Origin of the sequence: Paenibacillus wynnii, assembly GCF_000757885.1 — a bacterium.
Classification (GTDB): Bacteria; Bacillota; Bacilli; order Paenibacillales; family Paenibacillaceae; genus Paenibacillus_AQ; species Paenibacillus_AQ wynnii.
In genome coordinates, this window is sequence record NZ_JQCR01000003.1 from 89,651 (window position 1) to 113,138 (window position 23,488).

Here is a 23,488-nt window from a genome sequence, read left to right on the forward strand (position 1 = left end):
GTGTCCTTACAAGTAAGTGTCCATGCAGCTGCAAAAGGGTGGCACCCTCTGCCTGTCCCGCCCATATACTGGGTGAAGAATGCTGAATAAGCGAACGGTTGCTAACGGATCTTCCGCCAGTTTCCGTTTCTTCACGGGAGGGATTGCGGGTGCTCAGCCCACTTTTTTCACTACTGCTGCTGGCTTTTGCTTTGAGTTTAGATGGTTTTGGTGTCGGGATTACATATGGTTTGCGCAAAATGAAAATCCCGCTGCTCTCAATTCTCATCATCTCGCTTTGTTCGGGCGTGGTTATTTGTGTCTCCATGCAGGTCGGCGTCCTCTTGGCACGGGTAGTTTCTCCAAATGCAGCTTCGGTGATCGGAGCTGTTATTCTTGTCCTCATGGGTTGTTGGTCGCTGGTGCAAATGCTGATGCAGAAGGAAGAAGATCAAGGAGTTATCCGCACTAAACCACTGGATCTTATAGAGAAGATAGATAAGCCTGAAGTTTTTTCACTCGAGCTTCGCCATTTAGGGATCGTGATCCAAATCTTACGTACCCCATCCTCAGCGGATATGGACGATTCCGGTAGTATTTCATCCGTAGAAGCAATGATACTCGGTATTGCACTCTCTCTGGATGCCTTTGGTGCGGGTCTTGGGGCAGCATTGCTCGGTTTTCAGCCGGTATGGACATCACTGGTCATCGCCATGTTCAGCGGAATCTTTCTGGTCATGGGAATGAAGACGGGGTTTCGATTCTCAGGAAGCTATTGGATGAAACGTGCGGCGGTATTACCTGCTTTAATGTTAATTTTAATGGGAATAATGAAGCTGTTATGAGGTGAAAACATGATTATGGGCTTAACTGGAGGCATTGCCTCCGGAAAAAGCACAGTATCCGCGCTATTTGTGAACAAGGGGGCAAAGCTGGTTGACGCAGATGTCATTGCCAGAGAGGTTATGCTCCCCGGGCATCAAGTGTTGGCGGCCACTGTGCGTCATTTTGGACAAGATATCCTTTTTCCAGATGGAACGCTGAATCGAGCGAAACTGGGTGAAATAGTCTTTCGTGACCCGGAGGCTATACAAACCCTTAACGATCTGACGCACCCGGCTATTCGGCAGGAAATCCGCAGTCGTATGCAGGAAATGGATACACTGGAGCCGGAACGATTAATTATTGTGGATATTCCTTTGCTGTTTGAGTCAAATCTGCAGGGGATGTTTGAGGAGATTGTGGTTGTGTATGTACCGCGTGAGGTACAGTTAGCCCGTTTAATGGAGCGTAATAATTGGTCAAAAGAGCAGGCAGAGGATCGCTTAAATGCCCAAATGGACATTGAGCTAAAACGAAGTAAAGCAAGTTATGTCATCGACAACAGCGGGGATCTGGTCCATACTGAAATGCAGGTTGCCAAACTTTGGGACAGGCTGGGCTTATTATGAAATATCTACGTAAAAAGAGAGTACTGCTGCTCTTGTTCATTGGCTTTACGGCAATTCTATTCCTAAGCACGAACTGGATGTCTTGGTTTTATCCGATTTATTATAAGGATGAAATTCGCAAACACAGTCAAACCTATAACATAGATCCCTTTCTAGTTGCTGCCATTATTCGTGTTGAGACTAATTATAAGACCGGACGGGAATCCAAAAAAGGAGCCTTGGGTCTAATGCAGCTCATGCCGGATACCGCTAACTGGGCACTTGAAAAGGCCAAGCTACCTGATGTGTCACTAGAGCGCCTGAAGCAGGAGCCTTCTGCCAATATTGAGCTAGGGACATGGTATCTCCGATCTCTATCCCGACAGTTTGACGGTAACCGTATAGCTGTTATAGCCGCCTATAATGCCGGCCCTGGCAATGTACAGCGTTGGCTGAAGCAGGGAGCCTGGGACGGAACTGAGGAAGCTGTTAAGAGCATACCTATCGGTGAGACGCGTCATTATGTACAGCGGGTTATCTATTATTATGAGCAATACACGGAGATTTACAGTCATTTTTAAGCTTAAGCATTAGTGAAAAGAAGCATTAAACAGCCCGGAAGCTGTTCAATACTTCTTTAGGCAAGCTATGGAGACAGGTTTATTGGAATTGACCTGCCAGTTGTTGTTCAGCCAGGGTTACAAGACGTTTAGTGATGTAACCACCGATCGAACCGTTTTCATAAGATGTTTTATTGCCTTGGTAACCATCAGGGGAAAGTGTGATACCTAGTTCTTGGGCAACTTCAAATTTAAGTTGTTCCAAAGCTGCGCTTGCTCTTGGCGCTACCAGGTTGTTGGAGCTTCTGTTTTGGCTCATTGCTGTTCACCTCCTATCGGTTGGTAACTGTATTATGTGCTGGACTTGTTATATTCATAACTATAATGAAACGGTGATTTATGGAAAAAAGAATATGCATGTCTAAAAGCCGGTTATCAGCGGAGCGGACAGCTAATCATTTTGCAAAAAGGAAGTGAGTTAACTTATGAAATGCCCATACTGTGATCATACAAATACAAAAGTATTGGACTCTAGACCAGCTAACGAGAATAAGTCCATCCGCCGTAGGCGTGAATGTGAAGGGTGCAGCAAGCGCTTTACAACGTTCGAGATGATTGAGGAGACCCCGCTGATCGTCATTAAGAAGGACGGTAGCCGTGAGGAATTTAGCCGCGATAAAATACTGCGAGGTCTCATTCGCGCTTGTGAGAAGCGTCCTGTATCGGTAGAACAGCTGGAGATGATCGTATCTGAGGTTGAGAAGTCCCTTCGCGGTATCGCTGTAGCAGAAGTGGACAGCCAACAGATTGGTGAATTAGTGATGGAACAGCTCTACCCGGTGGATGAAGTTGCTTACGTCCGCTTCGCATCCGTATACCGTCAGTTCAAAGACATCAACATGTTTATGAAGGAATTGAAGGGACTGCTATCTAAGAGTACCTCTGAAATGGACGGGTTATAAAACGCGGCGATTTCTAATTTATAAAAAAAAGTGTTGACACCGACGCGGATTTTTTATATTATATAGAAGTCGCCTACGGAGCTTGGTCTTAGCAGAGTGGCTGGGCTTACCGCTCAAACGGAACGTTTTTAACCCGCATTAGGGGCCTTAGCTCAGCTGGGAGAGCGCATCGCTGGCAGCGATGAGGTCAGGGGTTCGATCCCCCTAGGCTCCACCAAATTTCATATTATGGACTCTTAGCTCAGCTGGTAGAGCAGTTGACTCTTAATCAATTGGTCCAGGGTTCGAATCCCTGAGAGTCCATCCTAGAAGAAACGGCAGAAATGCCGTTTTTTTGCTGTTTTATACTGGAAACGAATACGATCTGTAATTATTGCACCTGGACTTGCCATTAATCCACTATCAATAGTGTTGCGCAACTTGTTATTATGTAAGCGCAATCATACATTCGATGGGAGGAATATGGAATGAAAAAGATGGGTACAAGTTTTATATTTTTATTTGTAGTGTGCGTAGTATTATCCACATCTGCGTTCGCAAAGCAGCCTTATTCATCCTTTTGGTTTCCAGAGCAATTGATTCAATGGAATCCAGCATCCGACCCGGATGCGGTATTCAACCGGAGTACAGTCCCGCTACAGGACCGCATTGTGGGAGAAGGTGTTAATCCGCATGCGACTAAGGGACCGAAGGTTATGGCTTTATCCGCGCTGAATCCGGGAACAAGTGGAGTTCCATCGCAGGGATCGGGCAAATTCGGAGCAAACACGTTCACCTATTGGCAGTATGTTGACAAGCTGGTATATTGGGCCGGCTCGGCCGGCGAAGGCATCATCGTACCTCCAAGCGCCGATACCATCGATGCGGCACACAAGAACGGCGTGCCGATCATCGGAACGGTGTTCTTTCCACCAACTGTTTATGGTGGGAAATATGAATGGGTGAAGCAGATGCTTCAGCAAAACAGCGATGGCTCTTTTCCCGCCGCTGATAAGCTGATCCAAGTTGCGAACTATTATGGATTTGACGGGTGGTTCATTAATCAGGAGACTGAGGGAGGAACGGTGGCTGACGCGCAGCAAATGAAAGCCTTCCTAAGTTATCTAGAATCGCATAAGTCTTCCTCCATGCACATCGTATGGTATGATTCCATGACTAAGGAAGGCAGTATCAGTTGGCAGAATGCACTAAATGACAAGAATGCGATGTTCCTCCAGGATAATGGAAAGCAAATAACAGGTAGCATGTTTCTGAATTTCTGGTGGAAGGAGCTGAAAAGCTCGGCTGAGAAGGCCAAAAGCTTGGGCAGAAGTCCGTTTGACCTGTACGCGGGCATTGATGTCGAAGCCAAGGGTTATGATACGAAGGTGAAGTGGAATCTGCTGTTCCCGGATGGAGAACCGGCAGTCACTTCCCTGGGTATTTACCGCCCGGATTGGGCGTTCAACAGCGCGGAGAGCATGGAGGATTTCTTCATCCGCGAGAACAAATTCTGGGTGGGACCAAACGGAAATCCGGGCAACACTGCAACGGATCAGGCTTGGAAAGGAATCGCGAACAACGTGGTCGAATCGTCCCCGATAAATGACCTGCCTTTCATCACCAACTTCAACACAGGAAGCGGACAGAAATATTATGTTCAAGGGAAGCAAGTGCGGGATAAGGGATGGAACAACCGGAGCCTGCAGGATATCCTGCCGACATGGCGCTGGATCGCAGACAGCAAAGGAACACCACTTACGCCGGTGCTCGATTGGTCCGATGCGTACTACGGCGGCAGCTCGTTGAAGGTATCAGGCATACTGAGCCATGACAATGCTACACATCTGAAGCTCTACAAGACAGACCTTAAGATCGAAGCAAGTACGAAGCTGTCGGTTACGTTTAAAACGCAGAACAAACCTAGCCTGAAGGTTGGCCTTGCTTTCGCAGACCGTCCGGACCAATTTGTCTTCCTTGACATCAAGGATAAGAAATCGGAAGGCTGGACTACGGAAACATTGAATTTGACCCCTTACAAAGGCAAGCGGATCGTGGCGTTGTCACTTTATTTTGACACCAAAGATACGATTAATGATTATGCCATTCAAATTGGCCAGCTCTCCATTCAGAATTCGAATGAACCAACTAAACCGCTGCCGGCGGTTCGCGAGCTTAAAGCCACTCAATCCGATTTCCGCGACGGAATCTATGGAAATGCCAGATTGCAGTGGATACAGCTTGATCAGCAGACTAAGCATTACGAGATTTACCGTGTGCTGCCGGATGGCAGTGATGTGCTGGTTGGCGCAACGCCAAATCATGTTTTCTACGTCCCTGAGATGAGAAGAATAGACAAGGAAGCAGCCACCGTATTGAAGGTCGTTCCGGTCAATGGAAGATATGAGCAAGGCCAGGCCTCCAGCGTGACGATCAAGTGGCCGGCTTATCCGAAGCCAATTGCGGAGTTCAAGGCCGATCGGACGCTGGTGGCTCCAGGTGAGAGCGTAACCTTCACCGATCTGTCGACCGAAGTGACGGAAGGATGGTCATGGACCTTCGAAAGCGGCAGCCCGGCTGTCAGCACATCGAAGTACCCGGTCGTGACATTCAATCAGGAAGGCACGTATAGTGTGACACTGACTGCAACTAACAGCTCTGGTCAAGACACGATTATGAAGAAGGCGCTCATCACTGTGAGCAAGCAAGCTGGAGAGGTAAAGAATCTGGCGCTTGGCAAAACCGCAACAGCCGACCATGCATGCGGGGCAGCGGAAGGTGCGCCTTATGCCGTAGACGGCAAAGTGACGGACAACAGCAAATGGTGCGCGCTTGGCAATCTGCCGCATTGGCTCCAGGTCGATCTGGGCGCCGAGCATCAAATCAGCGCTTTTGTCATCAAGCATGCTGAGAGCGGAGGAGAATGGTCTGGGTTTAATACCAGCGATTATATCATTCAGGTGAGCAGCGACGGTACAACTTGGACCGATGTTGCCAATGTCCAAGGAAACTCGGCAGCCGAGACGACAGACGCGATCGCGCTGATTAAAGCCCGTTATGTAAAATTAATGATTACTAAACCCACTCAGGGAGCTGATACTGCAGCGCGAATCTATGAGTTTGAAGTTAAAGGGTTGTAATATAACACAAATATTACTTCAGTAATAAAGCAAATAAACCGTAGCCCCTTATTAAGGAGTTCGGTTTATTTGCTTCTTTATAGATTAGAGTCGCAGGTCGATTTCAAAAGTTTTGATCTCATAGGGCTCAAGGACGAAGGAGATCGGGGTGTCTTTAATCAGCTCACCTTGCGGTTTCTCCATCAGATTTGTTTCTCTCCATCCATGAATCTGCAGGCCACTCGTCAGTTCCAGTGTATTGACGCTGCCGGAGTAATCGTGAATACGCACAATAACGCAGTCTGAATCCTCCGCTTTTTTGACGGCCGAGATCATGGCTGTATCGGATGATAAGGCGAACATGGACCGGCTTGTCTGGTCTGCTCGCCCCTTCGTATAGCGAATCGGGGCGTTCAGCATCCAGGCTTGCTTAACGGTCTGCCCGGCCAGCCAATCGCCTTGATGCGGCAGTAGGGCATACGTAAAGCGGTGAAGTCCTTGATCGGCATGTGGATCAGGATGCGTTGCGCTTTTGATCAGCGTCAGTCGCAGGACATTGCTTTTAATGTCATAGCCGTATTTGGAGTCGTTCAACAGACTGACGCCGTAGCCCTTATCGGACAGATCTGCCCATTGATGCCCGACAGATTCGAAGCGCGCCCAATCCCAACTCGTATTCCAATGCGTCGGCCGTTTCACGTTGCCGAATTGAATGTCATAGGTTGCCTCTGTAGTTCGAATACCAACCGGGAAAGCAACCTTCAGCAGTTGCTGCTTCTCGTGCCAGTCCACTTCGGTCACATAATCGATGCGCCGATTCGCGGAATAGACAATCAGGTTCTGCGAAATTGTAGAATTGCGGTACTGCCAATTGAACCGGATCACGGCCCGAATCGATCCGAATTCAACTACTTCAATCGCTGAACAATGGTGTATCTCACGCATGTTTTCCTGATAAAAGATGTCAATATCCCAAGCTTCATGCGCCAGCGGCTTATCCTCAAACACCTGTAATATATTGCCGCGTGCACCCTTGGCCAATACTTCACGCTGTGCTTCTTTATCGTAAATGCGGGTTAACTGCCCGGCTTCGTTCCATTTCAGCTGATAATACGGCGTTTCGATCCCACTCTCCGAGTGGCTGAATGGAGACTTCCCAGAGCTGATATATTCCTCATTACCTTGGAAGTGAATGGTAGTATAACCGAGCGAAGGAATATCTCTTACTTCAATGGACCAAATCCCTGCTTCTAGCTGTGCATTTAAGCGTACGCCTGAATCGTTCAACCAGCATCCCTGCGCCATCCCGCTAGAAGCTGGAATGGCGACAAGCTCCGTGATTGTCCAGGGTGAGGAATTCCAAATCGAAAAGCTACCTGCCGATTCTTCTGCTGCGATTGCTGCCCGTGCTTGTGTGTCAACTTGGTTGCCTATCTGCTCTGCTTCCTCATACTCAACTGCACTGTCTTCGTACACCTCGCGAATAGAGGAGCCTGGAATGATGTCATGGAACTGGTTGCGCAGAATGATTTTCCATCCAGCCGTCAGCGGTTTAGCTTGATATAAACTCCAGTCTTCCTGCAAAATGCTTTGCAGCGCATTCAGCCACTCTGCTTCGCGGTAGGCCAGTTCGAGCTTCCGGTTCATCCGTTTGTTGTACGCTTGGCTGGTATAAGTCCCACGGTGATATTCGAGATAAAGTTCGCCGTCCCAAGTATGGATGTACGAATCAGTGTTCGACACTGTCTGCTGCAACTTCTCAAAATAATCATCTGCGCGTCCGGTAGTCACCTTCGGAAGCCCGGGCAACAAATCCAGCCGCCGCCGCATCTCGAGCATTTCGCGGTTTACGCCACCACCGCCGTCACCATAGCCGTACGACAGAAGCAGATCCTGATTCATTTCTTTGTCTCGGTAGGCATCCCATATTCCTTTGACCGTCTTGGGGATGATCTTGCCGTTATAAGTGTAGAACCATGAACCTGGCTCGGACCAAGGCTCAGGTGTTGTAATGAAATGGGTCAGCACCTCTGAGCCGTCAATGCCGCGCCATTGGAACGTGTCGAATGGCATCCGATTATATTGATTCCAACTGATTTTGGTGGTCATAAAAGTGTGGATTCCGGATTTCTTCAAAATTTGCGGCAGGGACCAACTGTAACCGAACACATCCGGCAGCCACAAATACCGGCATTCCGTCCCGAACTCTTCCTTCAGGAAACGTGTGCCGATCAACAATTGACGAACTAGCGATTCGCCCGAGGTCAGGTTACAGTCCGCTTCAAGCCACATGCCGCCGCCGGCTTCCCAGCGGCCTTCTGCTATGCGTTCCTTGATGGATTCATAGAGCTCTGGATAGTCTTCTTTCACATATTCATAAAGCTGGGGTTGCGTCTGAAGGAAAACGTACTCAGGGAACATCTCCATCAAACGCATCACGGTGGAGAAAGAACGCGCGCATTTCTCGCGTGTATGCTTAAGCCGCCAAAGCCAGGCAACGTCAATGTGGGTATGGCCGATACAGGTGACGGTAACATCAGATAGTTTATCCATGGTTTCCAGGCGAGCACTAAGATCGTCCCTGGCTTCGTAGACGGAGACGAAGAAGTCTTCTGATTGCGGATCCGCCCAGTCGATCAGCCGCAAGGATTGCTGTAGTGCATGAAGCAGCTTCGTCCGCTCCGGTGCATTTTGGTCTAGGACTTTTAAGGTTTCAAGAATTGCCGATCCGGTAAATACAAGATCGTCTATTTTCTCATCCAGCCAGCAGAGTTCTGCCTGCTTAAAGGTATGGGTCTGGTTGCGGGGCTGCCCGCCGCCTTCGAGGCCGGACCATAGACGGAAGACTAGCTCACTACGGCTGCCTGCCGCCGATGCCGGAAGGAATACCTCCTTATGATTGGAATCAACGCCTTGAAAGGGTTTGCCTTCCCAATAGAAAAGGGATTCAAAACCGGAATTGTTGCCTCCCCCGGTATCACCGAAATCAAACAAGCCGACGATTCGCTTGTTGTCCCATTCTAGAGGGATTTCGGCTTCTGTGCGCAGCCATAAATAGAGATCCCGGCCTGTCCAGGACTCGTGTACATGCATAGGCTGCCAATTAGCGTCGGCACCTGGCAAAGTCGGATTAATGTCTTCACGGCGATCTTCGCAGGCGGAAAATACGCTCAGAGACTGCCGATCCCGGTAACGAAGTGTGGATAATTCGTGAATACGTGCCTGTAGCTTGTTTTCGATAAGAAACATCTTGTGGACCCCCAGTACATTTTATTGGGGGGTGATTGATTTATAGGGAAGATCCAAAGTGGGTGATATAAATAGGGGAATGCGCTCATTATAGCGGGTTCTTTTCATTTTGACAATTGGTAAATTGATGAGAGGTTCGATATGTTCTATTCATTGTGTAAGTTTAACGAATGGTGATACACTGAGTTGAAAATTGCACCGAAGGGGGAGGTCATGCGCGAATGTCCAAGATTAAAACCTTTTATCAAAATCATCTCAAGAAAAAAATGTTTAACAAGATCCTCCTGTTCTACTCCATGGTTATGGTTCTTTTGTTTATAAGTATCTCAATTTTGGCCTATCGCTACTATGAACAGCGGGTTGTGCGGGAGCAGATGGATGCGAGTCTTCAAGAGCTGGATATTCTCAGCATTAGTTTAAATCAACAGAACGAACGAATGTATAATGCAGTGCAGCAGATTTATACGGATGCGATGATCAGAGACGATCTGAAGTACTTTCTGACTCTTGAATATGAGGATTTTCTCAACTGGCGATTGAATCAATACGCATACAGCAACCGGACGGAGCGCAACAGTTTTGACTATCATTTGCGTCTGCTTCTAAAGGACGAGGCATCTATCTCTAACATCGTACTGTACAGCTCGGAACAACGTTTTTATTATGTTTTGAACAGGGAAACACAGCATTTTTACGATCAACCCAAGTTATCGCCTGCACATCGGGAATGGTTCGAACACTCCCTGAATGAGCCATGGCAGTATATGGGCAATGAGCCTCTGTTTGTGGGAAAAGCTGCTGATGGATCTACGCCTTACAGCTATGCGAATGTACTCAAGGACCCTTTGACGCTGAAAAAATATGGCGCCATCTTATTCGAGCTCAATACGGATCGCATCAAAGAGCTAATGCGGGATAAATTGAACAATTCGATGAGCAGGATCATGCTGATAACTTCGCAGGGTCAAGTGATTTTTGACTCGCTGGGGCGTTATGAGAATACGATTTATCCGTATTGGAAACAGATGTCAAATCAGGGAGATTGGGTTGATCTGGAGGAAAAGTCCAAAGTACAATTGCTGAATATCGGGAATACAGGAATGGTCGCAGCCGCCATCATTCCGGAATCTCAAATTGATCTAAGCCTGCGAACGTTACGATATAGTCTCATAGGGATCGTGAACGTATGCATCATCATAAGTATTACTGTGACGTTCACTATTATTCGCCGCTACTCCAAAAAAATCCACAGGATCGTCGTCTATATGCGGCGCTGGCAGGAAGGCGATTTAAGCAAGCGAATCAAAATGGAGGGTGAGGACGAACTCCAGCAAATCTCGCAAAGCTTTAACTATATGTGTGACCGGCTGGAGTCTTATATCCAGACCGTCTACGTATCGGAGATCAAGCAGAAGAACGCGCAACTCGTGGCACTGCAAGCGCAAATCAATCCGCATTTCCTTTACAATACACTCGAGAGCATACGCATGAAAGCAATCAGTTCAGGGGCTAGGGACGTCGGTCAAATGATCTATATTCTCGCGACAATGTTCAGGAATTTGATAAAAAAGCAGACGCATGTCACTTTGGCCGAAGAAATAGAGCTATGTGGAATGTATCTGGCCTTGACCCAATACAGGTACGAGAACAAGCTGCAGGTGGAGACGAACATCGACATGTCGATCGCCGGAAGCATCGTCGTTAAACTGCTGATCCAGCCGATAATTGAAAATTACATCGTCCATGGCTTTCGGACGGATGAGGAGGATAACCGGATTTCCATAACGGCTGCAGAACAGGAGGGATACATCATTATTCGTGTTAAGGATAACGGCCAAGGGATTGAGCTAGAGAAATTGATTGAGCTTCGCAAGGCGTTGCAAACGGATGTGGGGTCCGATTCGCTTTCAAGTGATTCTTTAGGCCTGAAGAATGTTCATGAACGCATCCGTTTGAATTATGGCAGCGAGTATGGAATAAGTGTGGTAAGTGAGCAGGGCAAAGGCTGTGAGGTAATCATGAAAATTCCGTACACGAGGGAGGACTAACCGAATGAGGAGTATTTTACTGGTGGATGATGAGCCACTCATTGTCGAAGGAATGAAGTCCATCATCGATTGGAACGCGAATAATATGTACATTGCAGACACAGCGCACAATGGTGTGGACGCACTAGCAAAGCTGGATGGTTCACCCGTCGATCTTGTCATTACGGACATTATGATGCCCCACATGACGGGGCTTGAGCTGATTAGGGAGGTTAAAGCACGTAATCCCTTTACCAAGTTCATTATTCTGAGCGGCTACGAAGAATTCAATTACGTCCGGGAAGGCATCACGCTTGGTGTCGAGAACTATTTGCTTAAACCGGTCAATATCGACGAATTGGAAGCGACTATAAAGCATATGCAGCTTGATTGGGAGCGTGAGGAAGTCAGGCAAATTCAAATGGATCAGAGTTGGAGAATATTGAGAAATAATGTTTTGCAACGGTGGGCAAACGAAACAATCGATGCCAAGGAGTTCCGTGAGCGGGCGCAGTTACTGGAAATACCCATGACCAAGTCCAGTTACTGTGCTGCCGCGCTTCGGATTGTATCTGATCTTGATCACGATGTGAATGATCTGGAGTTCTACGAACCCAAAATTGCTGAGCAGTGTGAAATTATAGGGAGCAACCAAATACCGGACGGCTGCGAGATCCTCTGCTTTCCTGATCAGGAAGGGGATATCATGGTGCTGTTCACATCATCCGGCATGGGAGGAGAGGAATGGCAATATAATGCGCTTCGCAGTATGAAGCAGTGGATTGCCACGGATACAGGCGCTTGTGTATGGGGCGTGATAGGGCGGCCCGTGCAGACCTATCTTGGGTTTCCGCAAAGCTGTAACGAAGTGAAACTGTGGCTCCAGAACCATTTGTTTGTCGATTCGGAGACTTTTATTGTGAATACAAACAGCGATGCAGAGTCGGGCACGTTCCATGAGCAGCAGCGTGAACTCGCGTTGGATCAATTTCATAAGCTGCTTCGGGACGGAGAGAGCCTTCAGATCGACCACTTTATCGACGTCTCCTTTAATGTTCAAACAGAGGATAGCTGCTTGGCCAGAACGCCGTTCTTCAACTCCGCCATCCAGCTTATGTTGGCAGCCAAGGATTTGGAAAAGAATCCGGATTACGGAGGAGTATTCGGTCCCTTATCCAGAATCCATACGCTAAGCGGGCTAAAACAGCTGGTGAAAAGGGTGATCCATCAAACACATGATACGTACCATGCGATCGAAAAAGAATATAGTCCGCATGTGATGGTTATGCTGGATTTCGTTAAGAACCACTACAAAGAAGAGCTTTCACTGAAGACGCTCAGCCAGAAACTGGACCTTCACCCCAACTATCTAGGACAATTGTTTCAACAGGAGGAAGGCACCAGCTTTTCCGATTATGTGAATCAATACCGAATTGAACGTGCCACCCATCTTCTGCTGTACTCGGACAAAAAGACGGCGGAGGTGGGAGCGGAGGTAGGCTATTGGGATACATCTTACTTTTATAGGCAGTTCAAGAAATATGCTGGCGTTTCCCCAACAGAGCTTCGAGCGATGTATATGAAAAAGTAAGATGAGACATATTGTTTCTAAGAACACACCTTTTTAAGGTGTGTTTTTTAGTGAAATGAATGCGCTATCTTTAATTAATCCATCAAGTTATAGTATTTTTCAACTATCACAGCGGCTATCCGGATTGCATAATAAAGACAGGGGTGAAAGGGGAAAATCCAAAGCACCAAATGAGCTGAAGTCTACCAGTGTTGATTATAGGGGATGAACAATGGATGGACTCAGCTACATGTATTCAAGGGAGGGACAGCCGTGTTGGGCATCTTTAAGAGTTTAATGAAGAATAGGGCGTTTCTTCTGCTGGTACTGCCGGGAGCAGCGTGGTTTATTATTTTTGCTTATTTACCGATGTTTGGGACGATAATTGCCTTTAAGGATTTCCGGATTCATCCGGGAGGATTTTTTGAAAGCGTTTTTAAAAGCGAATGGGTCGGTTTCAAAAACTTTGAGTTTCTGTTCTCGACCGATGACGCTTACATCATAACGCGCAACACCATTCTTTATAATGTCGGATTAATTTTTCTAGGACTGATTCTCGCGGTTACGCTTGCCATCATTATGAATGAGTTGTTAAATAAACGTCTGGCGAAATTCTACCAGACCGCTATGTTTATGCCCTATTTCCTCTCATGGGTTATTATTAGCTATTTTGTATTCTCATTCCTGAATGTAGAGAAGGGCGTGTTTAATCAGATCCTCGTCCTCTTTGGCGAAGATCCGGTCAGCTGGTATAGTGAGACGAAATTTTGGCCGTATTTTCTTATCTTTCTGGGTCTTTGGAAAAATGCCGGATATGGCAGTGTTGTCTATCTTGCAGCCATCGCAGGTATCGACCGCTCTTATTATGAGGCTGCTATGATCGACGGGGCTACTAAGTGGAACCAGATCAAGTACATTACATTACCGATGCTCAAGCCGCTTATGATCATCTTGACGGTTCTGGCGCTCGGCGGCATCTTCCGCTCGGATTTCGGGTTATTCTACCAGGTCCCGCGAGATTCCGGTGCACTGTATCCGGTCACCAACGTCATCGACACATTCGTGTATAGGGGCTTGACGATCATGGGCGACACGGGTATGAGTACGGCTACGGGCCTTTATCAATCCGTTGTGGGTTTGATTCTCGTGCTGCTCGCGAATTACGCTGTACGTAAAATTGAAAAGGATTATGCCGTATTCTAGGAATCGGCAAGGGGGTGCCAGCAATGAATAACTTAAGCGAATCGATGGAAAGAACATTGATTCATTCTCCCGGGAAGAAATCAAGGGACATTAATGCGATTTCTCCATTATGGAATTTTATATTTAATGTGGGTATATGCTTGTTTGCCCTGTCCTGTATCTTCCCGTTTATATTTATCATTATAATTTCCTTTACGGACGAGAAATCCTTGGCTATCAACGGTTTCAGCATCCTGCCCAAAGTGCTCAGCCTAGATGCCTATCGGTTCCTAATGCGGTCCGGTGAGCAGATGGCCCAATCCTTGGGCGTGACCTTGCTCGTAACGGTCATTGGAACAGTTCTAACGTTATATCTCGTCTCTACGTATGCGTATGCAATTTCACGTAAAAATTTTGATCAGCGCGGATTCTTTAGCTTTCTTGCCTTTTTCACCATGCTGTTCTCAGGCGGTCTGGTCCCAAGTTATATCGTCGTAACGCAAGTGCTGCATTTACGGGATACGTTATGGGCGCTCATATTACCTTCAATTCTGAATGCTTTCTATATTATCGTCATGCGCACCTTCTTTACGACAACTGTGCCGGATGCCATCATCGAATCGGCCAAGATTGACGGAGCTACCGAATTTGGCATCTACACACGTATTGTGTTACCAATCTCGTTGCCGGGCATCGCTACTATTGGGCTTTTCAGTACACTCGGCTTTTGGAATGACTGGTTCAATGCACTTCTTTATATTGACAATCCGAATTTGATTCCGCTGCAAACGCTGCTCATCCGGATTCAGAACAATATGGATTTCATCGTGCAAAATAGCAGCAAGGTAGTATCTTACGATATTGCTGCAACATTGCCGACGGAGACAGTTCGTATGGCAATGGTTGTGCTGGCCACGCTGCCGATCGCGCTTGCGTATCCTTTTTTTCAGAAGTATTTTATTCAAGGACTTACGATTGGTTCGGTTAAAGAATAAAGTGGGTTGTGTCTGTCCGATAAAGGGCAGTAACAATAGATATTTAATTTATTTAGGGGGAGACATATGAAGATCAAGAAAATTGCTTTACTGATGGTTGTGTTGCTTCTTGCATTTGCTACTATTATGGCTGGCTGTGGCGACAATAACTCGAAGGAGAACAGTAACGGAAATAAGCCATCCGGGACCCAATCGTCCAGTCCAAACGAAACCGGTGACAAAACAGGGGATAAGCTGGACCCGGTGAAGCTCAAGGTATACCTGATCGGTGGTCCGCAACGTGACCTGCCCTCCGTTCAGGAAGAAATGAATAAATATTTGACGGAAAAAATCAACGCAACTGTTGATATTACGATGATCGACTGGGGTGACTATTCTAAGCGGTTACCGGTTATCACTGCCTCCGGGGAGAATTACGATATCGCTTTCACTTCATCCTGGGCTTTTGACTACCTGCCAAACGCAAATAGAGGAGCGTTTTTACCGATCAATGATTTGCTTGAAAAATACGGCCAGGATATCAAAAAAGAGCTTGACCCGCGCTTCCTAATAGGATCGCAGGTAAACGGCAAGAATTACGCTGTGCCGGTGAATAAGGAATTAGCTTCGCAGTGGGTATGGCGTTTCAACAAGCAGTATGTTGACAAGTATAAAATGGATATTACAAAAATCCGCACGCTTGAGGATCTCGAACCTTATCTGAAGCAAATCAAAGAAGGCGAACCGGCTGATATTACTCCACTTGCTGTACCTAAAGGCTTTAAGCCTTATATGCCATTCGACTTCCTTCTTGGCGACGAGTTCCCTGTTGGCATCAACATGAATTCATCAGATGGCAAATACGTCAATATCCTTGAATCAGAAGAACTAAAAAGCTCGCTTAAAACCATTCGCAATTACTATCAAGCTGGCTATCTGCGCAAAGATGTTGCAACTCTGGAAGGTATTGATAACATCAAGACAGGTAAATGGTTCGCTGACCGTGAGCAAACGCAGCCTTATGCAGAATTGGGCTGGTCCAGAAGTGCGGGCTACGACATCGTGTCTTCACCGATGCAGGATCCGGTTATATTCACAGGCTCTGCTACCGGTTCGATGCACGCAATTTCAGCAAATTCCAAAAATCCGGAGCGCGCTATGATGTTCTTGAACCTGCTCAACACGGACAAATATTTGCGCAACCTGATCAACTATGGTATCGAAGGCACGCATTACAAGAAGATATCTGAGGATGTTATTGAAGATCTTCCGGCTATGAAAGACGGGTATCAGATGCCAGGATTCGCACTTGGCAATCTTTTCCTGACCTATAGTCACAAGGATGACCCGACAGATAAATGGGAAGCTTTCAAGAAATTTAACGATTCCGCTAAGGTTGCTCCAAGTTTTGGCTTTAACTTCAACCCGGGTCCGGTGAAGACGGAAGTGGCGTCCATCTCGGCGATCGTGAAGGAATTCTACCCACCAATTATGACGGGTGCGGTTGATCCGGATGAACATCTGCCGAAGGCAATAGCTAAAATGAAGTCTGCTGGTCTGGATAAAGTCATTGCCGAAGCACAGAAGCAATTCGACGAGTGGAAAGCTACCAATCAATAAGTAAGAAACTAAATAAAGTTTATGCAGGAGTAGCGGTAGCCGCTTTGGGCTGCCGCTGTTTCTCTTTAGACGAATATGAATAAAGGAGTGATACTCTCTTGGAACAATTCAAATTACCTAAAATAGTTATACCGAAGCTTGAACTCCCACAAGCCATACAAGAAGTTCTGATAGAAGCCGAGGAGAGGTTGGCTCATCGTCCGAAGTTGCTGCAGCTTTTCAAGAACTGTTTTCCAAACACGCTTGAGACGACTACAAAGCTACTTCCTGACGGAACAACCTTTGTGATTACGGGGGATATTCCAGCTTCCTGGCTCCGTGATTCTGTAGAGCAGGTGATTCAGTATGTACCACTGGCTAAAAACGACCCTGATTTGCAGCGGATCATCGGAGGATTAATCAAACGCCACATCCAATATATCCATACTGATCCTTATGCGAATGCTTTTAACGAATCGGCCAATGATTGGCACTGGAACACAACAGATGTAACTGAAATGTCGCCTTGGGTGTGGGAGCGGAAGTTTGAGATTGATTCTCTGTGCTTTGTTGTGCGATTAGCTTATACCTATTGGAAGGAAACGGGGCTAACCGACTTTTTTGATGCCGGCTTCAAATCTGCACTGCGTGTAATCATTGATTTATTCAAAAGAGAGCAGCGCCACTTCGAGCAATCTCCTTACCGCTTCAGCCGGAACAATGGTATTCCCGAGGATTCGCTGCGTAATAGCGGCTATGGCATGCCTGTGAACTATACCGGCATGATCTGGTCAGGCTTTCGCTCAAGCGATGATGCCTGCGATTTCCACTATAATATCCCCGGCAATATGTTCGCTGTCGTAGCCCTGCGTCAGATGCAGGAATTCGCCGAGTGGGTATTCCGTGATCTGGATTTTCTAACCGAGCTTAAAGAACTGGAATTTGAGGTGAATCACGGGATCAAGCTTTACGGTATTTACCGTCATCCTGAGTTCGGTCCTATCTATGCCTACGAGACGGACGGATTCGGCAATCACTGCTTGATGGATGATGCAGGTACACCTGGACTTATCTCCATCCCGTATCTGGGCTATGCGACAGCGGATGACCCTATCTATCAGAACACAAGACGTTTTGCGCTCAGCAAGGAGAATCCGTTCTATTATGAAGGGAAAGCTGCCAAAGGCATTGGCAGTCCGCATACACCCGCGAACTACATCTGGCACATGGCGTTGTCCATGCAGGGAATTACGGCTCAGACCCCGGAAGAGAAGCTGGAGCTAATTGCTCTGCTGGAGAATACAGATGCCGGCACGGGGTATATGCACGAGGGTTTCCATGCGGATAATCCAAATATCTTTACCCGCAGCTGGTTTGCCTGGTCGAACAGTTTATTCTCACAGCTCGTCTATCGGGCGATGAAGGATGGAATTCTGTGATCAGATGAATGGAAAATCGGACGAATTTGATCTTAAAATATAATGTTTTTATGAAAAAGGAGAATGGAAATGAGCAAAATTATTGGAGAAACCCTGGAAAATATCCCTTGGCAGGAGAAGCCTGCGGGCATCCATGCACCGGTCTGGCGGTATAACGCCAACCCGATTATTAACCGGGATGCCATTCCCAATTCGAACAGTGTATTCAACTCAGCGGTCGTTGCCTTTGAAGGTGGGTTCGCCGGCGTATTCCGCTGTGATTCCAAATCGGTCAGCATGGATATCTTTGCGGGATTTAGTAAGGATGGAGTGAACTGGAAGATCAATCATGAACCGATCGTGTTTCAGGGGAACGAGGAAGTCATTAAGCGGGAATACCGTTATGATCCGCGGGTCTGCAAGATGGATGACCGCTATTATATCACCTGGTGCAACGGCTATCATGGACCTACCATCGGCATTGCATATACATTCGATTTTCAAACCTTTCATCAACTGGAAAATGCCTTTTTGCCTTATAACCGCAACGGTGTACTATTTCCGAGAAAGATTGGCGACTATTATGCCATGCTCAGCCGTCCCAGCGATACGGGACATACGCCTTTCGGCGATATTTTTTACAGCGCGAGTCCCGATCTCACCTTCTGGGGACAACACCGCTATTTGATGGGTACGATCAATGGAGATGCCTCTGCCTGGCAGTCCAAGAAAATCGGACCAGGTCCTACGCCAATCGAAACGGACAAGGGCTGGCTGCTGATTTATCATGGCGTAATTAATACCTGCAACGGCTTTGTTTACCGTATGGGCTGCGCCCTGCTCGATATTGATGAGCCATGGAAGGTTAAGGCACGCGCGCGCAACTATATTCTCGGCCCTGAAACCTTGTACGAATGTGTGGGAGATGTCCCTAATGTGACTTTCCCTTGTGCCGCATTGACGGATTCAGCCACAGGACGGATTGCTATCTATTATGGCTGCGCCGATACGGTAACAGGCCTGGCCTTTACTACAGTGGATGAGCTCCTCAATTACATGGAGTTGTATCCGTTAGAAGAAGTTTAAGAAAAGAGGGGGATGGAATATGACTAAGAAAAAGACCACCGCGCATATCGTTTCCCACACCCATTGGGACCGGGAATGGTATCTGCCATACGAGAAGCATCATGTCCGTCTAGTTCAGCTTGTAGATGCACTGCTGGACAAATTGGAAAGCGATACGGCCTTCAAGAGCTTTTATCTGGATGGACAGACGATCATTCTGGAGGATTATCTTCAGGTTCGGCCCGAGAAAAAAGAGGAGATTGAGCAGTATATCCGTGAAGGGCGGATTCTAATAGGTCCTTGGTATATTTTGCAGGATGCCTTTCTTACAAGTGGAGAAGCCAATGTGCGCAATATGCAGATCGGCCATCAGGATGCTTTAAAATATGGTGAGCCGTCCAAAATCGGTTATTTTCCTGACACCTTCGGACTAGTTGGACAGACGCCGCAGCTTATGGTTCAGTCGGGTATCACTAATGCGTTCTTCGGCCGGGGAGTGAAGCCAACAGGCTTTAATAACACTGTCTCTGACGGCGGCTACGAATCTTCATTCTCAGAGCTGATTTGGGAAGGGCCTGACGGCTCCAAGATACTCGGTATTCTATTTGCCAACTGGTATTCCAATGGCAATGAGATTCCAGTAGACGAAAGCGCTGCAAAAGAATTCTGGGATAAGAAGCTGACAGATGCGGAGAAATATGCCTCAACGGGTGAGTTGCTGTTCATGAATGGCTGTGACCATCAGCCCTTGCAGTTGGATTTGCCAGAGGCGATCCGTACAGCCCAGGCTTTATACCCGAATGTGGATTTCGTTCATTCGAACTTCCCTGATTACTTAAGTTCATTGGATACGAAGCTTTACAATCAGCAGTCGTCTGTAAATCGCGGACTATCTACGGTAATGGGTGAACTTCGCAGTCAGCGTACGGACGGATGGGGTACACTTGTGAACACGGCCTCAGCCCGCATTTATTTGAAACAGATGAACCAGATGGGACAGTCCATTCTGGAAAAGGTAGCTGAGCCGCTAGCTTCCATCGCGAATCTTGCAGGTAAAGCCTATCCTCACCATCTATTCACCTATGCTTGGAAGACCTTAATGCAGAATCATCCGCATGACAGTATCTGCGGGTGCAGTGTAGATGAAGTGCACCGTGAGATGGTCACTCGATTTGATAAAAGCCGCCACGTTGCTGAAAGCATCGTTGAAGATTCTGCGAAGTATATCGCTGATGCTGTAGCTACATCTATTTTTGCGGAATATGGAGCCGATGCATTGCCTTTTGTAGTGATGAATACTTCGGGTTGGAGACGTACAGGAACAGTAAGTATTGACTTGGATGCAGCTCGCCTATATCTCCGTGAAGGTTTTACATTAGAAGAGACCTCCCGTAGAATGCAGGAGATTAATCTCAGTGGACGTATGCTAGTGGATCAACACGGAGAAGCTGTGCCCTGTACCGTGGAAGATCTGGGGCTGCAATTTGGCTATGATCTGCCAGATGATAAGTTCAGGCAGTCCTATATGTGCCGCAGGGTAAGAGTGACGTTCGAAGCTGTACAAGTTCCAGCGCTGGGACTTCGCAGTTATGCTTGGGTACAATCATCGCTGCCCATCCTTGAACAAGTTACTCTGCTATCCGGTAACCGAGTGATGGAGAATGACAGCCTTCGGGTAGAAATCGCGGAGGACGGTTCCTTTACCCTGATGGATAAGCTGAGGGGGATTGCATACCGTGATCTTGGGGTTTATGAAAACACCGGAGACATCGGTAATGAATACATGTATAAACAGCCTGAAGGTGAGAGTGCCTTGACCACTAAAGGTCACGCTGCAGATATCCGTATACTGGAAGATACAGCTTACCGTACTGCTATAGAGATCAAACATAATTGGGAAATTCCTGCTTCAGCTGATGAGAGATTAGATGCGGAGCAGCGTGCTTTGGTTTATTATCCGGAACGCAAGGCTCAGCGGAGCCGAGATACTGTGATCCTTAAGCTCCGTACTGTGATTACGTTGGAGCGCGAAGGCAAGGGGCTGCAAATTGCTTCGACCATAGACAATCAGGCTAAGGATCACCGAGTTCGGATATTGTTCCCGACCGACGTGCAAACGGCTGTACATCAAGTGGATTCGATGTTCGAAATAGCCAAAAGAGATAATGAACCATCACCCGAGTGGCTAAATCCAAGCAATACGCAGCATCAGCAATCGTTCGTCGATGTCAACAATGACTATCAAGGTCTTACCGTTGCCAATCTTGGACTGAATGAGTACGAGATGCTGCGTGATGGACGCAATACCATAGCAGTCACACTACTGCGCAGTGTAGGTGAACTTGGCGATTGGGGCTGGTTCCCAACTGCGGAGGCCCAATGTCTTGGGGAGCATACCCTTCGTTTAATGCTTATACCCCATAATGGAGATGGAGTCACCTCTGGTGCTTACGTAGAAGCTTATCAATTCCAGATTCCGTGGACCGTATGCCAGACGGGTGTCCATAAGGGAACTCTTGCAACAAGCTATGCACCACTGGAATGGGAGAGCCAGAATGTGGCATTTTCCTCCATGAAAATGAATGCTGAAACAGGTGACCTTCTTTTGCGTTGGTATAACATGAGCCTTGAAGCGTCTACCCTTACTCTGAATTTGCACATTCCGCATGTTCATCTGTATAAAACCACCATTCTCGAAGAGAGTAAGCCCTCTATTGTTGAGCGGGAGGTTAGTATACACAATCTGCAGATTGGCCCATGCGAGATTGCTACGTTTGGTATTAAGTTGTGAAAAAAAAAGATGCCTAGGCAGATGGTAATTCTTTTCAATTCTGATCGTATATCCATTCTTACAAAAATACTTTCTACTTGAGCAATCGATGTCCCTGTATTTTTTTCTATGATATAGTAGAACAATTACAGCGATAAAAGGGGATGATTACCTTCTTTTTCTTCTCTTTCTTTGATGAAATGTATACGGATCCATTTGTACAAAGAGCTTTTCAGATGATTTTCGGAAAAAAGCTTATGTTGGATGGATATTGCGATATTGGGGAATATATCTACGGGCGGATCAAAAAAGATGATATAAATAGCGGATTAAAAATGATAGACTCACCATTTACAGATTTATATACTAGGCCGTACCCTAAAGAGAATGCCATCGGAAACACATGGTCAAGTTATCATCAGCAGTACCTGCTAAAATCATCTTCTGAAAATATGCAGTATATAGAAGCACAGGCGGTAATTAATTGGATGTTTCGATCTTATAGTAATATCAACGACAGACTGGATGCTGCCAAAGAATTAACGATGAAATTAGAAAAAGCCTTTGATATCAAAGGCAGGTTAACATTTTCACAGGGGATTATATATGTGAGTTCAGAAATTGATCTACAATTGATATCCTCAGTTGATGATTTTTATAAGGCTGTCAGCCATATAAAATCTGCGGGAAAAGAACTGTTTTATCGCGGGCATACGAATGTTAATCATGTACTTGTTCCTTCCATTATGAGGGGAAAGCACTGGAGAGAGCATGAACGAGATATGTATAATGAATTGCTGATTCAGTGTCCCCAGAATTTTGAAAAGGTCAAATCTCATTTAGATTGTCTGGTACAAATGCAACATTACGGTCTGCCGACCCGATTGCTTGATATTACCCATAATCCGTTGGTTGCGTTGTATTTTGCCTGTGAACGGGATGACAATACTTTTGGAGAAATCATTGTTTTTGAAGAGAACAGCACCAGCATTAAGTACCCGCAAAGTGATACCGTGTCTATACTAGCCAGTCTGCCGCTTTTTAGCTATCAGGATCAGCAGGGATTCTATAAACACGCCTCCAACCCTGAATTAAACAAAGCAGATTTTAACAAAAAGATTGACCGACTGCTCCATGAGGTTAAACTTGAAAAACCCGCCTTCAGGGATGAAATTGACAAGGCTGATCTGTTGAATTGTTTCGTTGTACTGCCTACTAAGAACAATAGCCGAATCCTGAAGCAAGATGGCGCGTTTATATTATGCGGATTATCTGACAACAATTCTACTACTATCAACAAGCTGAGGTATGAAGAGAAGTCCGGCAAAACTCAAATATATATAGTAACCAAAAAGAAAGAAATCTTGAAACAGTTGGATACGTTCTCTATCAATAAAGCATCGTTATTTCCAGAAATAGATGATGTCGCAGATTATATTAAAAATAAATATTAGCTCTATATACAGCTGTAACTGGCAGATTGAGTTTTCACTAGGGCTATTGATATTGCTAAAAGAAACGGCAGAAATGCCGTTTTTTTGCATTTTGATTTACGTGTTACGTGATTATTTATATTCATAAGTTATGAATAACTATAAGTAGGCT

Annotated in this window: 16 protein-coding genes and 2 tRNA genes; 16 read left to right on the forward strand and 2 right to left on the reverse strand. The window is 46.5% G+C overall.

The features are described 5' to 3' along the window. Nucleotides 1-149: 149 nt before the first annotated feature. From ytaF to PWYN_RS15760, 3 genes are read left to right on the forward strand one after another with little or no spacing between them, the layout of a single operon-like run. Nucleotides 150-824, forward strand: a complete 675-nt coding sequence (gene ytaF / locus PWYN_RS15750; RefSeq protein WP_036654007.1) for a sporulation membrane protein YtaF — start codon at nucleotides 150-152, stop codon at nucleotides 822-824. Nucleotides 825-833: 9 nt separating this feature from the next. After that, on the forward strand, nucleotides 834-1,430 hold the full coding sequence (gene coaE, locus PWYN_RS15755) for a dephospho-CoA kinase (RefSeq protein WP_036654008.1): 597 nt from the start codon (nucleotides 834-836) through the stop codon (nucleotides 1,428-1,430). Continuing rightward, nucleotides 1,427-1,990: a lytic transglycosylase domain-containing protein gene (locus PWYN_RS15760; RefSeq protein ID WP_036654010.1), complete on the forward strand. Its 564-nt coding sequence runs from the start codon at nucleotides 1,427-1,429 to the stop codon at nucleotides 1,988-1,990. The genes coaE and PWYN_RS15760 overlap by 4 nt, the downstream gene beginning before the upstream one ends. Before the next feature lie 79 nt (nucleotides 1,991-2,069). Here the strand turns inward: PWYN_RS15760 and PWYN_RS15765 are convergent, their stop codons facing one another. Beyond that, nucleotides 2,070-2,288: an alpha/beta-type small acid-soluble spore protein gene (locus tag PWYN_RS15765; RefSeq protein WP_036654012.1), complete on the reverse strand. Its 219-nt coding sequence runs from the start codon at nucleotides 2,286-2,288 to the stop codon at nucleotides 2,070-2,072. A gap of 166 nt (nucleotides 2,289-2,454) precedes the next feature. On the opposite strand from PWYN_RS15765, the gene nrdR reads away from it, so the two are divergent. From nrdR to PWYN_RS15785, 4 genes are all read left to right on the forward strand, one after another. Then, a complete protein-coding gene (nrdR, locus tag PWYN_RS15770) occupies nucleotides 2,455-2,931 on the forward strand; it encodes a transcriptional regulator NrdR (RefSeq protein WP_036654016.1) in 477 nt (158 codons plus the stop codon). A gap of 141 nt (nucleotides 2,932-3,072) precedes the next feature. After that, nucleotides 3,073-3,148, forward strand: a tRNA-Ala gene (locus PWYN_RS15775). Between the two features lie 13 nt (nucleotides 3,149-3,161). Then, nucleotides 3,162-3,234 (forward strand) — tRNA-Lys (locus PWYN_RS15780). A gap of 164 nt (nucleotides 3,235-3,398) precedes the next feature. After that, the gene (locus tag PWYN_RS15785; protein WP_036654018.1) at nucleotides 3,399-6,050 is read left to right on the forward strand and encodes an endo-beta-N-acetylglucosaminidase; all 2,652 of its coding nucleotides are present in this window, start codon (nucleotides 3,399-3,401) and stop codon (nucleotides 6,048-6,050) included. Nucleotides 6,051-6,134: 84 nt separating this feature from the next. On the opposite strand, the gene PWYN_RS15790 is transcribed toward PWYN_RS15785, so the two are convergent. Next, the gene (locus PWYN_RS15790; protein ID WP_036654020.1) at nucleotides 6,135-9,278 is read right to left on the reverse strand and encodes an alpha-mannosidase; all 3,144 of its coding nucleotides are present in this window, start codon (nucleotides 9,276-9,278) and stop codon (nucleotides 6,135-6,137) included. Between the two features lie 221 nt (nucleotides 9,279-9,499). On the opposite strand from PWYN_RS15790, the gene PWYN_RS15795 reads away from it, so the two are divergent. From PWYN_RS15795 to PWYN_RS28185, 9 genes are all read left to right on the forward strand, one after another. Continuing rightward, nucleotides 9,500-11,326 (forward strand): cache domain-containing sensor histidine kinase, encoded by a 1,827-nt coding sequence (locus tag PWYN_RS15795; RefSeq protein WP_036654022.1) that lies wholly within the window; start codon nucleotides 9,500-9,502, stop codon nucleotides 11,324-11,326. A gap of 4 nt (nucleotides 11,327-11,330) precedes the next feature. Continuing rightward, nucleotides 11,331-12,896, forward strand: coding sequence for a response regulator transcription factor (locus PWYN_RS15800; protein ID WP_036654024.1), 1,566 nt, complete (start codon nucleotides 11,331-11,333; stop codon nucleotides 12,894-12,896). A 276-nt stretch (nucleotides 12,897-13,172) separates the two neighbouring features. Beyond that, nucleotides 13,173-14,078 (forward strand): ABC transporter permease, encoded by a 906-nt coding sequence (locus tag PWYN_RS15805; protein WP_420805812.1) that lies wholly within the window; start codon nucleotides 13,173-13,175, stop codon nucleotides 14,076-14,078. Between the two features lie 23 nt (nucleotides 14,079-14,101). Next, nucleotides 14,102-15,052: a carbohydrate ABC transporter permease gene (locus PWYN_RS15810; protein ID WP_052088026.1), complete on the forward strand. Its 951-nt coding sequence runs from the start codon at nucleotides 14,102-14,104 to the stop codon at nucleotides 15,050-15,052. A 66-nt stretch (nucleotides 15,053-15,118) separates the two neighbouring features. Further along, nucleotides 15,119-16,651 carry an ABC transporter substrate-binding protein gene (locus PWYN_RS15815; protein WP_036654028.1) on the forward strand — a complete coding sequence of 511 codons (1,533 nt, stop codon included), beginning with the start codon at nucleotides 15,119-15,121 and terminating at the stop codon, nucleotides 16,649-16,651. Nucleotides 16,652-16,749: 98 nt separating this feature from the next. After that, nucleotides 16,750-18,069 carry a glycoside hydrolase family 125 protein gene (locus PWYN_RS15820; RefSeq protein WP_036654030.1) on the forward strand — a complete coding sequence of 440 codons (1,320 nt, stop codon included), beginning with the start codon at nucleotides 16,750-16,752 and terminating at the stop codon, nucleotides 18,067-18,069. Between the two features lie 69 nt (nucleotides 18,070-18,138). Further along, nucleotides 18,139-19,134 (forward strand): glycoside hydrolase family 130 protein, encoded by a 996-nt coding sequence (locus PWYN_RS15825; RefSeq protein WP_036654031.1) that lies wholly within the window; start codon nucleotides 18,139-18,141, stop codon nucleotides 19,132-19,134. Between the two features lie 19 nt (nucleotides 19,135-19,153). Continuing rightward, nucleotides 19,154-21,904 (forward strand): alpha-mannosidase, encoded by a 2,751-nt coding sequence (locus PWYN_RS15830; RefSeq protein ID WP_036654034.1) that lies wholly within the window; start codon nucleotides 19,154-19,156, stop codon nucleotides 21,902-21,904. Nucleotides 21,905-22,047: 143 nt separating this feature from the next. Continuing rightward, the gene (locus PWYN_RS28185; protein ID WP_052088027.1) at nucleotides 22,048-23,337 is read left to right on the forward strand and encodes an FRG domain-containing protein; all 1,290 of its coding nucleotides are present in this window, start codon (nucleotides 22,048-22,050) and stop codon (nucleotides 23,335-23,337) included. Nucleotides 23,338-23,488: the final 151 nt, after the last annotated feature.

Excerpts from the sequence above, each read along its gene's own strand:
- coaE (WP_036654008.1), top strand. The coding sequence starts at position 834 with ATGATTATGGGCTTAACTGGAGGCATTGCCTCCGGAAAAAGCACAGTA.
- PWYN_RS15760 (WP_036654010.1), top strand. The coding sequence starts at position 1,427 with ATGAAATATCTACGTAAAAAGAGAGTACTGCTGCTCTTGTTCATTGGC.
- PWYN_RS15765 (WP_036654012.1), bottom strand. The coding sequence starts at position 2,288 with ATGAGCCAAAACAGAAGCTCCAACAACCTGGTAGCGCCAAGAGCAAGC.
- nrdR (WP_036654016.1), top strand. The coding sequence starts at position 2,455 with ATGAAATGCCCATACTGTGATCATACAAATACAAAAGTATTGGACTCT.
- PWYN_RS15785 (WP_036654018.1), top strand. The coding sequence starts at position 3,399 with ATGAAAAAGATGGGTACAAGTTTTATATTTTTATTTGTAGTGTGCGTA.
- PWYN_RS15790 (WP_036654020.1), bottom strand. The coding sequence starts at position 9,278 with ATGTTTCTTATCGAAAACAAGCTACAGGCACGTATTCACGAATTATCC.
- PWYN_RS15795 (WP_036654022.1), top strand. The coding sequence starts at position 9,500 with ATGTCCAAGATTAAAACCTTTTATCAAAATCATCTCAAGAAAAAAATG.
- PWYN_RS15800 (WP_036654024.1), top strand. The coding sequence starts at position 11,331 with ATGAGGAGTATTTTACTGGTGGATGATGAGCCACTCATTGTCGAAGGA.
- PWYN_RS15805 (WP_420805812.1), top strand. The coding sequence starts at position 13,173 with ATGAAGAATAGGGCGTTTCTTCTGCTGGTACTGCCGGGAGCAGCGTGG.
- PWYN_RS15810 (WP_052088026.1), top strand. The coding sequence starts at position 14,102 with ATGAATAACTTAAGCGAATCGATGGAAAGAACATTGATTCATTCTCCC.
- PWYN_RS15815 (WP_036654028.1), top strand. The coding sequence starts at position 15,119 with ATGAAGATCAAGAAAATTGCTTTACTGATGGTTGTGTTGCTTCTTGCA.
- PWYN_RS15825 (WP_036654031.1), top strand. The coding sequence starts at position 18,139 with ATGAGCAAAATTATTGGAGAAACCCTGGAAAATATCCCTTGGCAGGAG.
- PWYN_RS15830 (WP_036654034.1), top strand. The coding sequence starts at position 19,154 with ATGACTAAGAAAAAGACCACCGCGCATATCGTTTCCCACACCCATTGG.
- PWYN_RS28185 (WP_052088027.1), top strand. The coding sequence starts at position 22,048 with ATGATTACCTTCTTTTTCTTCTCTTTCTTTGATGAAATGTATACGGAT.